The 13,385-nt window shown below is 59.0% G+C and carries 11 protein-coding genes and 1 pseudogene; 5 read left to right on the forward strand and 7 right to left on the reverse strand.

What is annotated here, in order from left to right:
- The first annotated feature begins 175 nt into the window (after window positions 1–175).
- From can to CACC_RS06365, 3 genes and pseudogenes are all read left to right on the forward strand, one after another.
- A complete protein-coding gene (gene can / locus CACC_RS06355; RefSeq protein ID WP_023017477.1) occupies window positions 176–2,992 on the forward strand; it encodes an aconitate hydratase in 2,817 nt (938 codons plus the stop codon).
- Between the two features lie 194 nt (window positions 2,993–3,186).
- Window positions 3,187–3,762: a TetR/AcrR family transcriptional regulator gene (locus CACC_RS06360; RefSeq protein ID WP_005279159.1), complete on the forward strand. Its 576-nt coding sequence runs from the start codon at window positions 3,187–3,189 to the stop codon at window positions 3,760–3,762.
- 80 nt (window positions 3,763–3,842) lie between these two features.
- Window positions 3,843–3,980 (forward strand): annotated as a pseudogene (locus CACC_RS06365) (IS110 family transposase); the annotation flags it as partial.
- 205 nt (window positions 3,981–4,185) lie between these two features.
- Here CACC_RS06365 and CACC_RS06370 read toward each other — a convergent pair.
- The 5 genes from CACC_RS06370 to CACC_RS06390 form a co-directional block, all read right to left on the reverse strand.
- Window positions 4,186–5,340, reverse strand: a complete 1,155-nt coding sequence (locus tag CACC_RS06370; protein WP_005279157.1) for an ATP-binding cassette domain-containing protein — start codon at window positions 5,338–5,340, stop codon at window positions 4,186–4,188.
- Window positions 5,331–6,023 (reverse strand): energy-coupling factor transporter transmembrane component T family protein, encoded by a 693-nt coding sequence (locus CACC_RS06375; RefSeq protein WP_035108476.1) that lies wholly within the window; start codon window positions 6,021–6,023, stop codon window positions 5,331–5,333. Before CACC_RS06375 ends, CACC_RS06370 begins: the two co-directional genes overlap by 10 nt.
- The gene (locus CACC_RS06380; protein ID WP_005283022.1) at window positions 6,023–6,769 is read right to left on the reverse strand and encodes an ECF transporter S component; all 747 of its coding nucleotides are present in this window, start codon (window positions 6,767–6,769) and stop codon (window positions 6,023–6,025) included. The genes CACC_RS06375 and CACC_RS06380 overlap by 1 nt, the downstream gene beginning before the upstream one ends.
- A gap of 121 nt (window positions 6,770–6,890) precedes the next feature.
- Window positions 6,891–7,868: a nucleoside hydrolase gene (locus CACC_RS06385; protein WP_005279154.1), complete on the reverse strand. Its 978-nt coding sequence runs from the start codon at window positions 7,866–7,868 to the stop codon at window positions 6,891–6,893.
- Between the two features lie 18 nt (window positions 7,869–7,886).
- The gene (locus CACC_RS06390) at window positions 7,887–8,555 is read right to left on the reverse strand and encodes an NAD(P)H-binding protein (RefSeq protein ID WP_005279152.1); all 669 of its coding nucleotides are present in this window, start codon (window positions 8,553–8,555) and stop codon (window positions 7,887–7,889) included.
- A gap of 115 nt (window positions 8,556–8,670) precedes the next feature.
- On the opposite strand from CACC_RS06390, the gene CACC_RS06395 reads away from it, so the two are divergent.
- Window positions 8,671–8,940 carry an ACT domain-containing protein gene (locus CACC_RS06395; RefSeq protein ID WP_034654051.1) on the forward strand — a complete coding sequence of 90 codons (270 nt, stop codon included), beginning with the start codon at window positions 8,671–8,673 and terminating at the stop codon, window positions 8,938–8,940.
- A 1-nt stretch (window position 8,941) separates the two neighbouring features.
- Window positions 8,942–10,306 (forward strand): PFL family protein, encoded by a 1,365-nt coding sequence (locus CACC_RS06400; protein WP_005279150.1) that lies wholly within the window; start codon window positions 8,942–8,944, stop codon window positions 10,304–10,306.
- A gap of 60 nt (window positions 10,307–10,366) precedes the next feature.
- Here CACC_RS06400 and CACC_RS06405 read toward each other — a convergent pair whose 3' ends face one another.
- Both CACC_RS06405 and CACC_RS06410 read right to left on the reverse strand, forming a co-directional pair.
- Window positions 10,367–11,695, reverse strand: coding sequence for a DUF2254 domain-containing protein (locus CACC_RS06405; RefSeq protein ID WP_005279149.1), 1,329 nt, complete (start codon window positions 11,693–11,695; stop codon window positions 10,367–10,369).
- A gap of 5 nt (window positions 11,696–11,700) precedes the next feature.
- Window positions 11,701–13,332 (reverse strand): ABC-F family ATP-binding cassette domain-containing protein, encoded by a 1,632-nt coding sequence (locus CACC_RS06410; protein ID WP_023030716.1) that lies wholly within the window; start codon window positions 13,330–13,332, stop codon window positions 11,701–11,703.
- Between the last annotated feature and the right edge of the window lie 53 nt (window positions 13,333–13,385).

The raw sequence follows: 13,385 nt of genomic DNA on the forward strand, positions 1-13,385 counted from the left end.
TACCTCTACAATAAATAGGTGAACCATCGCGTTCTTTGCCGTCTTTGGCACTGCGGGCCCCATGGCTTCGTCGCAACCATCAATTGGTCGCACGCCTTTTGCTTATCCCGCAACTCCAGCAGGCGGCGAGTACAAAACAGAACACACTGTTTATCAACAAGGAATGGAGCTCCCTGTGACTGAAAGCTTGAACTCCTTCGACGCTAAGAAGACCCTTGATGTCAACGGTAAGTCTTACGACTACTTCGACATCAACACGGTTCCTGGCATGGAGAAGTTGCCGTACTCCCTCAAGGTGCTGGCAGAAAACCTGCTGCGCAATGAGGATGGCAAGAATGTAAACGAGGACCACATCAAGGCCCTTGCCAATTGGGACCCAAAGTCCGAGCCGGATACTGAAATCCAGTTCACCCCGGCCCGCGTCCTCATGCAGGACTTCACCGGCGTTCCCTGTGTCGTCGACCTCGCAACCATGCGTGAGGCCGTGTCCGCTCTTGGCGGCACGCCAGACCAGGTGAACCCGCTGAACCCTGCCGAGATGGTTATTGACCACTCCGTTATCGTTGAGGCCTTTGGTTCCACCGACGCTCTTGAGAAGAACGTCGAAATCGAGTACCAGCGCAACGAAGAGCGCTACCAGTTCCTGCGTTGGGGTGCTGAGAACTTCTCCAACTTCCGCGTTGTTCCTCCGGGAACCGGTATTGTCCACCAGGTCAACATCGAGTACCTGTCCCGCGTTGTCTTTGACAACGAGGGCCTTGCATACCCGGATACCTGTATCGGTACCGATTCCCACACCACCATGGAAAACGGCCTGGGCATCCTGGGTTGGGGCGTTGGCGGCATCGAGGCAGAGGCTGCCATGCTCGGCCAGCCGGTATCTATGCTCATCCCGAAGGTCGTCGGCTTCAAGCTGACCGGCGAAATCCCGACCGGCGTTACCGCAACCGACGTCGTCTTGACCATTACGGAGATGCTGCGTGAGCACGGCGTTGTCCAGAAGTTCGTAGAGTTCTATGGCAACGGCGTTAAGTCCGTCCCGCTGGCTAACCGCGCCACCATCGGCAACATGTCGCCTGAATTCGGTTCCACCGCGGCCATCTTCCCCATCGACGAAGAGACCACCAAGTACCTCGAGCTCACCGGTCGCCCGCAAGAGCAGATCGACCGCGTGGAGCAGTACGCCAAGGCCCAGGGCATGTGGCTGGCAGAGGACACTCCGGAGCCGGAGTACTCCGAGTACATCGAGCTCGACCTGTCCACCGTTGAGCCGTCCATCGCCGGCCCGAAGCGCCCGCAGGACCGCATCCTTCTTTCGGAGGCCAAGGAGCAGTTCCGTAAGGATCTGTCCAACTACACCACCGACGAAGTATGCGTCGACGACTCCTCCGTTGAGGCTAAGCGCATGTCCGGTGAAGGCGGCGCGCCTGGCGACGATGATGTCACCGGTGGCTTGAACAAGTCTCGCGAGGGCCACGGCGAATCCGCCGCGGTTGGCGCTAAGGGACGTCACTCCAACCCGATCACCGTTGAACCTGACAACGGCGGCGAGTACACCCTTGACCACGGCATGGTGGCCATTGCCTCCATCACCTCGTGCACCAACACCTCCAACCCATCCGTCATGGTGGGTGCAGGTTTGATTGCACGTAAGGCCGCTGAAAAGGGCCTGCGCTCCAAGCCATGGGTCAAGACCATTTGTGCACCTGGTTCCCAGGTTGTCGATGGCTACTTCCAGCGTGCAGACCTCTGGAAGGACCTCGAGGCTATGGGCTTCTACCTGTCCGGCTTCGGCTGCACCACCTGCATTGGTAACTCCGGCCCGCTGCCAGAGGAAGTTTCTGCAGCTATCAACGAGAACGACTTGGCAGCTACCGCAGTTCTGTCCGGTAACCGGAACTTCGAGGGTCGTATCTCCCCGGACGTCAAGATGAACTACTTGGCATCCCCAATCATGGTTATCGCCTACGCTATCGCCGGCACCATGGACTTCGACTTCGACAACCAGCCGCTGGGTCAGGACGAAGACGGCAACGATGTCTTCCTGAAGGACATCTGGCCAACCCCGCAGGAGATCGAGGACACCATCCAGTCCGCCATCTCCCGCGAGATGTACGAGGCCGACTACGCCGACGTCTTCAAGGGCGACGACGCATGGCGCAACCTGGATGTTCCAGAGGGCGAGACCTTCGAGTGGGATGAGGACTCCACCTACATCCGCAAGGCTCCGTACTTCGAGGGCATGCCGACCGAGCCGGACCCAGTTGAGGACATCAAGGGCGCTCGCGTTCTTGCGAAGCTGGGCGATTCCGTCACCACCGACCACATCTCCCCTGCTTCTGCCATCAAGCCGGGCACCCCGGCCGCGCAGTACCTGGATGAGAACGGCGTGTCCCGCTCTGACTACAACTCCTTGGGTTCCCGCCGCGGTAACCACGAGGTCATGATGCGCGGTACCTTCGCCAACATCCGCCTGGCTAACCAGCTGGTGGATGAGACCGGTGGTTACACCCGCGACTTCACCCAAGAGGGAGCACCGCAGGCATACATCTACGATGCATGCGAGAACTACAAGGAAGCCGGCATCCCACTGGTCGTTATCGCTGGTAAGGAATACGGCACCGGTTCTTCCCGTGACTGGGCTGCAAAGGGCACCAACCTCCTGGGTGTTAAGGCAGTCATCACCGAGTCCTTCGAGCGCATCCACCGCTCGAACCTCATCGGTATGGGCGTTATCCCGCTGCAGTTCCCTGAGGGCGAGTCCCACGAGTCCCTGGGTCTGGACGGCACGGAGACCTTCGACATCGAAGGCATCACCGGATTCAACGACGGCTCCATCCCGAAGACTGTTCACGTCACCGCTACCAAGCAGGACTCCGACGACGCCGTCGAGTTCGACGCTAACGTACGTATCGACACCCCGGGTGAGGCAGAGTACTTCCGCCACGGCGGCATCCTGCAGTACGTGCTGCGCCAGATGGTGAAGAACTAAGCCATTTGATGCGACGACAAAGTACTAAGTCCCTTGGGCTTAGTACTCGTCGCTGAGCTTGAAGACGCGGGGTCGCACCGCTCTCTCCCGTAGAGGGCTCTGCGGCCCCGCGTTTCTTCGTTGTCGTTCTATGTTCGTTTTAGAACATACTTAACTTGAAGCATTAAACATTCCTAAAAGGAGACGACCTCACCATGCCAATCGTGAGTGAATCTGAGTTAAATCGGCGCAGGCACGAAATTCTCGTCGGAGCTCGCCGGTGCTTTGCCGAACATGGCTATGAGGGCGCGACTGTCCGCCTCTTAGAACAAGCCACGGGGAAATCACGCGGCGCCATATTCCACCACTTTGGGGACAAGGAGTCCTTATTCCTCTCTTTAGCCCGCGAGGATGCCGCACGCCAGGCAGAAGTAGTGGCCAATAACGGCCTCGTCGAGGTTATGCGGGAGATGTTGCGTCACCCAGAACGCCACGATTGGCTTGCCACGCGTCTGGAGATCACTTCCCTCTTGCGCACGGACCCATCGTTTGCTGCTCGGTGGAAAGAACACCAGTCCATTCGTGACGAGGCTATCCGCGCCCGCCTCGCTTCCAACGCGGAACAAGGCCGTCTGCGAGACGATGTCGATATAGATACCCTGGTGTGCTATTTGGAAACCTTCATGGATGGGTTCATTAATAGGCTCGCCTTAGGGGATACGGATGGCCTAGAGCGTGTCCTCGATCTGGTGGAGCAATCCATTCGGAGTTCTAGGTCTCCACAGCGCTAACCGAGCCCATTACGTTGCTCTTGGGGCCTGACCCCGGAAAGTGGACACGTCGGGGGTTAGGCCCGCAATTCTTTGAACGAAAGCGCAAGGAAGGCAAGCGTCACAACGCCGCAGTCGTAGCACTCGCCCGCAGACGAATCAACGTCCTCTACGCCATGATGCGAAACCACGAGTATTACCGCGACCCCGCCCCAGCAAAGGAAGCCGCAGCAGCCTAACCCCTAACAACGAAACAAGCCGACTGGGAAAAATCCCAGTCGGCTACCAGTCGCGTGCAAAACAACACACCTAAAAATCCCGAGTTGAGGATCCACCCCCGTCAACCCCATCCGCGAGACTGACAAACTATATAGGAATACCCCTGCTTTCGTCACTCCGCTTTTCTCACTGGGAGGAGAAGGCGCCAGCTGAACGCAGACTCGGTTAGTCGGTGCCCTCTGCCAAGCCGCCGGCAGTGGAAAGCTCCACTTCCTGGACGCTGACATACTGCGCTATCTCTGCAACGAACCCTGGATCGTGGCACGTAAGGACGATTGCCGTTCCTGAGTCCAGCGTCTTATGAATCAGTTGATGCATCAGCGCTCGATCCGTTAGGGACAGCAAGCTATCCGGCTCATCCATGAGCAAGATGGCGTGGCCCATCCCCACCACATGTGCCGTTTGGGCCAGCCTTAGCCGGGAAGCGGATAGATCCAATGGGTGCTCATCGGCATCAAGTTCCAGCAGCTCTCGTAACGCGGGATCGGGAACAAAATCCCCCAAAGCGGAATATATTACCTGGTCATAAGGAGATTGTAGGACCAATCCCAGAGGCTCTGCTGGGCGCTGTGCCCCATCAAGGCCGGCGGCGGCGCGCAGGAGCGACGTTTTTCCGGTTCCGTTTGCCCCGCGCAACCAGGTCACGCCCCCGCCGCGAATGGGGATGGTTACCGGTCCGACGCTAAAGGTAGTGCCGGAAGGCTTCGCCGATTGCCACCAGCGCTTCTTTTCTTGTCCGCGGCGCGCAGTAAGCGGCCCGAGGTATTCTTGCGCCCCATAATCCGAAATCGATTGCAGGTGTATAGCGGCAGGTTGTGGGATCTCTCCTACGACTTCCCCGCCCAATTCGGGCCAGTGCATGGATGACACGGCAAGAACGCAGGTATTGCGCAGCGAATGCAATAGCTGCACCATCATCGCCGACGATGTGGGGTCAAGCCCCGCGCTCGGCTCGCACATAATGAGCACCTCGGGCTCGCGGATCGCTACACACGCAGCAGCGAGCCTCCGCGTCTGACCGCCAGAAAGCTGGGTGGGGTTTTTCTCCGCGTAATCGCTAAGGCCCACCGCCGCGAGCATTTCCTCTCCGCGTACCTGCATGCGGGCTGGGTCCTCACCCTGGTTTTCTAATCCTAGGACCACTTCTTCGATGCAGGTATCGCGTAGGTAGCTCATCTGCGCAGAAGAGTCAGTACCAATGATGGCGGATGATGATAATTTTTCGCCCAGCTCTTGCGCCACGTTTTCGGCGATGGCATCCGAAGGCACAAGTACTTGGATAATGCTGCCTTTACCTGGCTGAATATCGTCTAAATCCATACAAAGACCATGACTCCTATGGTTCCAATGGGAACGATGTAGCGCAGCAGGCGAGACACGGCAGAATCCGGTACCGGCCGCAAAAGGGTCCTTGTCCCCTCTTCATCAAAGCCCACGGCGGCAAGGGCATGTCCACGCTCGGTGCCTTGGATCAGGAGGCGCGAGATTACTGGGATGACCACCCGGGAAATGGTATTGCGCCACGTCACCTTGATTCCTGCCAGCTGGTTGGCATCACGGACGGTCCGCCAGGCTTGCGCACCTTGCGGTAAAGACTGCAGTGAAGCACCAACGATATAGGCAATTTTGTGCCCCGCACGCGAGACCTGTAGCCACTTCGCAATATCGGAAATTCGCAGTACGGACATCGCCACGATGAAGCACACCATAAGCGCGAAAAAGCGCAGGGCAAGTGTGGCGGCGATGAGCAGGCCATCGCTTGTGACCAGCGGAATTAGTTGGTTATCGCCATAGGGGGCGTGGATCACCAACATCGATAAGGCCACCGGAACACAGAGCGCTGCAGAGGCCAAGACGATCGCAAGGGATCTCGTGGCCCACACGCCATAGGCAAGCATTGCGCCAGCTACCACTGCAGAGGCTAATGGGCTATTGAGAGCGAGGATAAGTAGCCAGCCGCACGCAGCAATGGTGAGGACCGTCGACGGGTGAAGGCGATACATTAGCGAGGCTGCAAGGATTCCCGCGTGCGCTTAGGCAATGATTTCACGGCGGCCCACACGATGAGGAAGACGACGGCCTTATCCAGTGGGTCGGAGATAAGTGATTGCATCGTCACGGACGCAATCAAGGAGTTGCCGAGTTCGCGGAAGAGGGACGTGAGCGCACCGGTACCGACACCAGCCGTACCGCCGTAGACGAATGCGGCCACGGGTGCGGCGAGCATGCCGCAGATGATGCCGATGATGGCACCGCTGACGATGACCTTCCAGATCTTGGTAAACGCCCCCTTTTGGATGGCCCAGCCGGAAAGGAAGCCGGTAGCAGCGGACACCGCGGCGAATGGGAGCGCCATCGGGTTGAGCAATCCCCAGACCACTGAAGACAGCGTACCGGTAGCAAGCCCGGCAATGGGGCCTGCCAGTGCCGCCACCAGGATGGTTCCCACGGAGTCGATATACAGCGGAATGCCGCTCGACCCAATGATTTGGCCCACCACGATGTTGAGAACCAAGGCGATGGGAATAATGGCGATGGTGCGAGCCGGCAGGGATGGCACGGTGCCGGCGAGCAGCAAGGCCGCACCGATGAGGTAGCCGGCCAGGGTGATCAACGCTTCGGCAGAGCCCGCGACGGACTCCCAATCGGTGGGGCGGAAAAGCACCAAGTAGATCCACGTGGCGACGACTAGCGCGGCGCCCGCGATGACCATCCCCCGGCGGGCAGGGGTAAGAGAAAGCTGAGGCATAGAGGTATTCCTAATCCATCAATGTGTAAAAGAGATCGGGGCACACTGCTTTTAGTTCCAGCCTATGTCACCTCAGCGTAGGAAAAATGTGGCGTATGCGCTGCGGATTAGGGTAAAAGATTTATTCGCCTAGAGCAACACGCGCGCTCAATGCGCGCAGCGCCCTGTCGAACTCGCGGTGGGCAGCTGGAATATCCGCACTGGTCACCAGAGAGGCATTAGCTGGCCGGCCCCAATGGTTGCGGAGGTCCGCGACGCTGGTCCCGCGCATCAGCGCAGAGTCCGCTTCCACGTCAATAGTCGTTTCTACCGCCTCGAACGGCACCTTCTTTAGCGCGATGATGCAGGTCAGCAGGTCATGGATCTGGGCTTGGTAGCCTTCTTCTTGCGCTTGATGGAATTCGAAGTAGAACCGCAGTAGCTCCGGCAGCTTTTCCGCCATTGGGTGTGTACCAAGAAGCCCTTGAATTTCTGCCAAGCGCTCTGGAGTGATGAGAAATTGCTCGGTGACCTCGAGCGAGCACAGCGTACTGTTCAATTCTGCTGAGGCTGAAAAATGACGTGCTGCCGCGTGGGGATCTACCCAGAAATTCCACTCCGCGGTCGGCGTCGTATTACCGCGGTAATTAACGGCACCGCCCATGATGGTAATCGAGCCGCACCGCGCGACGGCATCGCCATGCTCCCGCTCGAAGTCTGCCAAGTTAGTTACCGGCCCGGTGACGATGAGGTGTAGCCCCGGGTTGCGGGCAATAGTGCTCGACCACAACTCATGCCACTGAATATCGCCGAAATCGTGATCGGGCGCGGAAAGATAACCCAAGCCGGACTCACCGTGGGTTTCAGGTGTCGTGGTCAGCTCTACTTCGAGCGGGGCCGACCGCCCTGGTGCGACGGGAACCTCCGGTAATCCACAGAGATCCAGAATCCACCGTGCATTGGCGGCAGTCTGCTGGACTTCGACGTTTCCAGCGGTCGTGCTCACACCCACCAATTCGATCTCGCCTGCGTGATGCAGTCCTGCCAGGTACATCAGGGTGAGGCAGTCATCTATGCCTGGATCGCAGTCGACCAGGACGGCTGGGCGCGAGAGACTCATAGCTAGCCTGGCTAACTATTACTTAATCGAGCTGACTGGCTTGTCGCCGTCAACGAATACGACTGGAGAGCCTGGAAGCTCCTCGCGGCCCAGTACCTCTACGATGACGTCTGCCACCAAGTCGCGGGAAGAGGTCTGGCCCTCCTGCAGCATCTTGTCCTCAACAAATTCCAGCCCCTGCGCAGGCTCCTCCGTCAGGCCAGCAGGCTTCAGGATAATGTGCGGGATAGAGCTATCGGCCAAGCGGTTGTCCACTTCCTTCTTGGACTCCACGTAGGCGTACCACTTTTCATCGGCTGGGTCCGTCGTCGCAACCTGGGAGCCGACATAAGAAATCATGACGAACTGAGGAACGTCTTTGCCCAGCTTTTCCAGGGCCTCGATGGCGGCCAATGCGCCGTCGCGGTCGACGGCCCACGTCAGTTCCGCGCCGCCACGGCCGCCGTTTCCGGCACCCCATACAACTGCGTCATAATCTGCGAATAGCTCGGCCCATTGGTCAACGGACTGCTCGGTAATATCTGCAATAACCGGCGTAGCGTTGGCCTGCTCGATATCGGCCTTTTGGTCTGGGTTACGGATAAGCGAGTGAACCTCGTGGCCAGCTTCCGCTAATTTTGGAGCCGCCAGCAGGCCAACCTTGCCGTGTCCACCGATGTACAAAACCTTTTTCTTGGTATCAGCCATAGCGCCCCATGGTAACAGCGCGATTTTTATGCTGCAGCGGTTCTTTTCAGCAGTGCCAGAACATGCCGCGACCGTGGTGCGAGCGTTGCCCACCGAACCAGATAGAATACTGGTTATGTATGCCATTATGACCGTTACCGGCGCCGATAGCACCGGAATCATTGCCGCAGTGACCACGACTCTTGCTGATCTGGACATCAACGTCATTGATGTCTCGCAGACCATTATGGGTGACTATTTCACCATGATCCTCCGCGTTGAATTCGATGCGGATGCCGTATCCATCCAAACCATCAAGGAGCGGATGCGCCCGGTTGCGGAGGAAAAGCAGCAATCCATCCGCATTCAGTCCGAAGACCTCTTTACCGCCATGAACGAGATTTAACATGAGCACGCGTTTTAATACCACCAATATCTTGGACACCATCGAGATGATTGAAAACTATCGTCTCGATATCCGCACCGTGACGATGGGCATTTCCCTGCTGGGATGCACGCGCTCGACCATGGAGGCAACCTGCCAGGCCATCTATGACCTCGTAACGCAGCAAGCGGGCCGCTTGGTTGAGGTATGCGAGGGCGTCGAAGGTGAGCTCGGCATCCCGATCGTCAACAAGCGCATCTCCGTCACCCCCATTTCCCTCGTTGTCGCAGGCTTGGACGGCAACCCCGTCGATGCCGCGCGGGCGCTGGATAAGGCCGCGAAGGAAGTGGGCGTTAACTTCGTCGGCGGCTACTCCGCGCTGGTAGAAAAGGGTGCGACGAGCGCAGAGCAAAAGCTCATTTCCTCCATCCCCGAAGCCTTGGCCGAGACGGACGTAGTGTGCTCCTCGGTCAATATCGCCAGCTCTCGCGCCGGCATCAACATGGATGCGACGAAGCAGATGGGCGAGGTCATCAAGGAAGCCGCTGAGCTGACCAAGGATAATTCCGCAATTGCCTGCGCCAAGCTCGTCGTCTTTGCCAACTCCGTGGGCGATAATCCGTTTATGGCCGGCGCCTTCCACGGCATCGAGGAGCCTGACTGCGTCGTCTCCGTTGGCGTCTCCGGCCCCGGCGTGGTGGACCGCGCCCTCGGCTCCTTGGAAGGCGCAAGCCTGGATCAGGTGGCTGAGGAAGTAAAGAAGGCGGCCTTCAAGATCACCCGCGCCGGGCAGCTCGTGGGCAATATGGCCTCCGAGCGCCTCGGCGTTCCCTTCGGCATCATTGACCTCTCCTTGGCCCCCACGGCAGAACTCGGCGACTCCGTGGCACACATCCTCGAGCACATGGGCCTCGATCAGGTGGGCACGCACGGCACGACGGCGGCATTGGCGCTGCTTAACGATGCCGTCAAGAAGGGCGGCATGATGGCATGCTCGCGCGTGGGCGGTTTGTCCGGTTCCTTCATTCCGGTCTCTGAGGACAGGGGCATGATCGATGCCGTCAAGTCCGGCTCCATTTCCATGGACAAGTTGGAGGCCATGACCTCCATCTGCTCGGTCGGCTTCGACATGATCGCACTCCCCGGCGATACCTCGGCGGCCACGATCTCCGGCATGATTGCGGATGAAGCCGCGATCGGCGTGATGAATCATAAGACCACCGCCGTGCGCGTCATTCCGGTACCTGGCGCCAAGGTGGGCGACGAGGTCAGCTTCGGTGGGCTTTTGGGCTACGCACCGATCATCCCGGTCAATCAGGTGGGCAATTCGCAGTTCATCAACCGCGGTGGCTTTATCCCCGCACCGGTGCACGGATTCCGCAACTAGGCGCGGAGTAATCCACACCTAGGGGAGAAGCGCGCCTAGGACAAGCGCGCCAAGCTCCCCTTAGGACTCGGAGTCTTCATTCTCCTCGCCCGGCTTTTCGGATTCTTCCCACCGGGCGAGGTTTGCTTTGAAGTGCTGAAAGGAATCCTCTAGCTGGCGCAGCTCCACCTCGCCGCCGACCTGGCGGCCCGCATCGGAGTAGATGGCCTCCGCCGCTTCATCTAGGACATTGCGGCGTTCCACGGTCCGCAGCAGCGCGACCACCTTGGCCAGGTTATTCAACAGGCTCAGATAGATCTCGGCGTTATCGGCCGCATCGCGGCGGATTTGGGTGAACATCGCCTCAATGATCTGTTCGTAGCTAAAGGTTTGATAGTCCAAGCGGAACTCGCCATCGATATGCATAATCCCCTGCGGCAAGCGCTTGTCCCCAATGACCACCAAGATTTGCGTGAAGCGGTCAATGATGTCGATGACCGTATAAGGATCATTGACGCCGGTACTGAGAGCGCGAGCAGCAATCTCTGCGAGGTGCCGGGCAGTAAACCGAGGGTCGTGCGCAGAGGCATCCTCGCGGTGCTGCGTGACCACGATGTGCTTTTCAATGTTTTCCGGCATGTGCGGCACGCCGTGAGCAATGACCTCGCCTTCTAGCACGAGATCGCCCGGGGCAACACCCAGGTGAACCGCGCACTCTTCTTCGGCGGCCGCTTGGGCAATAGACTCGTAGTCCACGAATTTCAGGTAGCCCGTTTGGGAGCTGCGGGTTGCATCGGCGGATTCATAGAAATCCGAACCTGGTGCCTTGGCAACCTTTTCTTCCTCGCCGCGCTCAATGAGGCGCCGCATGTGCTCTTCCACATCCTGGGCCACCACGTGCACTACATGAGACATGCTAATGGACTGCGCGATATGGACGATGAAATAAATCAAAAAGACCACGCATATCAGCGCCAAGGCGATGTCGACAGCGACATTCAGCGAGGGAACGTGTTCTTGCTTGCCCTCGCCGCCGGCGCGCACGGCACGCAGAGAGAGCAGCGAGTAGGTAAAAGTCGCCAGGTAGATCCCCAGCGTGGACTGGATGGAACGGTCCTTTAAAAACTCGTGCAATAGGCGGGGGCCCATCACCGTCACCACGCCGGAGAGCGCGGTCAGGGTGATAAAGAACAGGGTGCCGGCCAGAGACAGCGTGGCGGTGGCAACGGCGGTGAGCAGGCCCTGGGCACTTTCCGCACTACCGTCGTAGAGTCGAGAGAACGCCAGATCGAAGTTGCGGTCGAGCGCCAACATGCCTTCGGCCGCCACGACGGCTACCGCTACCGCTACGGCGGGAATGACCCAAAACTTATCCCGCCAGGCGGGCATCCTCTCGATCAGCGTCTTCATCAGGCTTAAGCCAGCTCGACGATTTCCATGTACTCATCGGACCACAGGTCTTCATCGCCATCCGGCATGATGATCACCCGCTCAGGGTCGAGCGCCTTCACTGCGCCCGGATCGTGGGTTACCAAGACGACGGCACCCGTGTACGTATTGAGCGCGTCGAGCACCTGCTCGCGAGAGATGGGGTCGAGGTTATTGGTCGGCTCATCGAGAAGCAGCACGTTCGCGCGGCTGGAGACCAACGTAGCCAGCGACAGGCGGGTTTTCTCACCGCCGGACAGCGTTCCGGCGGGCTGTTGCAGTTTATCGCCGGAAAACATGAACGCTCCCAGCAGCCCGCGCAGCTCTTGCTGGTCCGCATCGGGGCAGGCCTCGATGGTGTTTTCCCACACGCTCTTATCCGGGTGGATATTGTCGTGCTCCTGCGCAAAGTAGCCAATGCGCAAACCATGGCCACTGACGATGCCACCCTCGCCATCGGTGCGCTCCTCCCCCGCCAGGAGCTTGAGCAAAGTGGTCTTACCGGCACCGTTATACCCCAGGACAACAACGCGGGAGCCCTTATCAATGGCCAGGTCCACGCCCGCGAACACCTCCAACGAACCGTACATCTTAGTCAAGCCTTTGGCGTTCATGGGCGTCTTGCCGCACGGGGCGGGCTCGGGGAATTTAATATTGGCTACCTTATCCGCAACGCGCACCTCATCGAGGTCATTCATCATGCGCTCGGCGCGGTTTAGCATCTGCTTCGCCGCTGCGGCCTTGGTGGCCTTGGCACCCAATTTCGCGGCCTGTTTTTGCAGCGCGGAGGCCTTCTTTTCCGCATTCGCGCGCTCGCGGCGCCGCCGCGCCTCATCGGTAGCACGGGCATCGAGGTATTTCTTATAGCCCATGTTGTAGACATCCGCCTCGCCGCGCACCGCGTCGAGGAACCAGACCTTATTGCACACGGCCTCGAGCAACTCGACATCGTGGGAAATCATGACCAGTCCGCCCTCGTGCTTGGACAGGAACTGGCGGAGCCAGACGATGGAGTCCGCATCCAGGTGGTTAGTGGGCTCATCCAGGAGCAACGTGGTCTGGGATTTACCCGAGCCTTCGCTGGCTGCAAAAAGGATCTGCGCCAGCTCCACGCGGCGGCGTTGGCCACCCGATAGTGTCTTGAGCTTTTGATCTAAAACGCGCTGAGGCAGGCCTAGGTTATCGCAGATTTGGGCGCATTCGGAGTCGGCCTCATAGCCGCCCAAGGAGTCAAATTGTTCTTCCAAGCGGGAGTATTTACGGATGGCCTTATCGCGGAACTTCTCATCCGTGGCCGTTTCCATCAGCTCTTGCTGCTTGGCCATGCGCCGCTTAATATCGTCCAGCCCGCGGGCAGAAAGCACGCGCTCGCGCGCGGTTTGTTCGATATTGCCTTCGCGCGAATCCTGCGGAAGGTAGCCAATCGGACCCGAGCGAGACACCGTGCCGCCATAGGGCTCGGTCTCGCCGGCCAAGATGCGCATGGTCGTGGTCTTTCCCGCACCATTGCGGCCCACTAGCCCGATGCGGTCGCCGGGCTGGACGCGGAGGTGCTGTCCGGGGGCATCGAGAAGCGTGCGGGCGCCTACGCGTACCTCAAAATCATTGGTCACAATCACGACAAGCCAGTCTAGCAACCAAAGGCCAAGGCACTAATTCACGCAAAAAAGCG

Origin of the sequence: Corynebacterium accolens (genome assembly GCF_023520795.1) — a bacterium.
In the GTDB taxonomy this organism is placed as follows: Bacteria; Actinomycetota; Actinomycetes; order Mycobacteriales; family Mycobacteriaceae; genus Corynebacterium; species Corynebacterium accolens.